The following is a 1,109-nucleotide window of genomic DNA, read 5'->3' on the forward strand; positions in this document are numbered from 1 at the left end:
GTTTGAAAATGCTTCACTCTTGTAGTTGGGAACAATTCAAAATCAAAGATATAGCAACTATAGGACGCGGCAGAGTTATTAGTTCCGTAGAAATTAGCCAGCAAGTGAATCCCACATATCCAGTATATTCCTCTCAAACATCAAACGAGGGTATCATGGGGTACCTTGACGATTATATGTTTGAGGGTGAATACGTCAGTTGGACAACAGACGGTGCAAATGCAGGAACTGTATTTTATCGTAATGGAAAGTTTAATTGCACCAATGTCTGTGGTTTGTTAAAACTTAGGAAAGGTTTTGATGCTCATTTTGTTTCATTGGTTTTGGCTGAAGCAACCAAGAAATATGTCTCGATAAATTTAGCTAATCCCAAACTTATGAACAACACAATGGGAAATATTCAAATACGCCTACCAAATTTAGAAGAGCAAAAAAGAATATCCATTGTTTTCAGAAAGTTACAAGAACTATTAGCTATGCATAATAGCTTGCTCAATGTCTATTCGATGCAGAAACAGTATTTACTCTCGCAAATGTTTATATAAACATCTGCGAGAGCAGATAGCTTCGTTGCTTTAATAGATTGTCCGCTATTTTTATCTCATTAAGTAGCTTACATTCAATGCTCTTTATGATGGATAAAATATGCCGTTGCACTTCTAAAGAAGGAATGCAAACTTTCATATTAAGCCATTCGTCAACATTGATAGAACGACCATCTCTTATGCCATAAGTCACCAATCTAAGAGAGTTAATGAACGAAGTTGATGTGAAATAAGGTGCCAAATATCCATAGCTTAATCTATCGTTAGGGCGCAAAATGATATAAGCAGGACTACATACCCCAACCATTTGAGAAAAAGCCATACCACCTTGAAATGAGCGAAGATGCACTATATAATCACCTTCTCGAACTATTTTATAGCCAGTGATTGCGTTTTTTTCGTACTTGATGTCAATATTCAAATCGTTACGTTCAATCATACCAAATTCTTGACTTGCGGACAAGATATTTGAGTATTCCATCATCTTATTTTTTTCATTGACAACCGTCAACAAGTCACCATATAAACAGGGCTGACCATCTATGTTTTCATAGAGTCTATCTA

General features: G+C 35.8%; 2 protein-coding genes. One reads left to right on the forward strand and one right to left on the reverse strand.

All coding sequences use genetic code 11. From position 1 onward, the window contains the following. Nucleotides 1-545: restriction endonuclease subunit S (locus AB3G73_RS24145; RefSeq protein WP_367745749.1), on the forward strand; the 545-nt coding region annotated here is incomplete at its 5' end. Here AB3G73_RS24145 and AB3G73_RS24150 read toward each other — a convergent pair. After that, on the reverse strand, nucleotides 538-1,109 hold a 572-nt coding region (locus tag AB3G73_RS24150; protein ID WP_367745750.1), incomplete at its 5' end, for a restriction endonuclease subunit S. The genes AB3G73_RS24145 and AB3G73_RS24150 overlap by 8 nt on opposite strands.

The organism is Bacteroides sp. L008 (genome assembly GCF_040812255.1).
In the GTDB taxonomy this organism is placed as follows: Bacteria; Bacteroidota; Bacteroidia; order Bacteroidales; family Bacteroidaceae; genus Bacteroides; species Bacteroides vicugnae.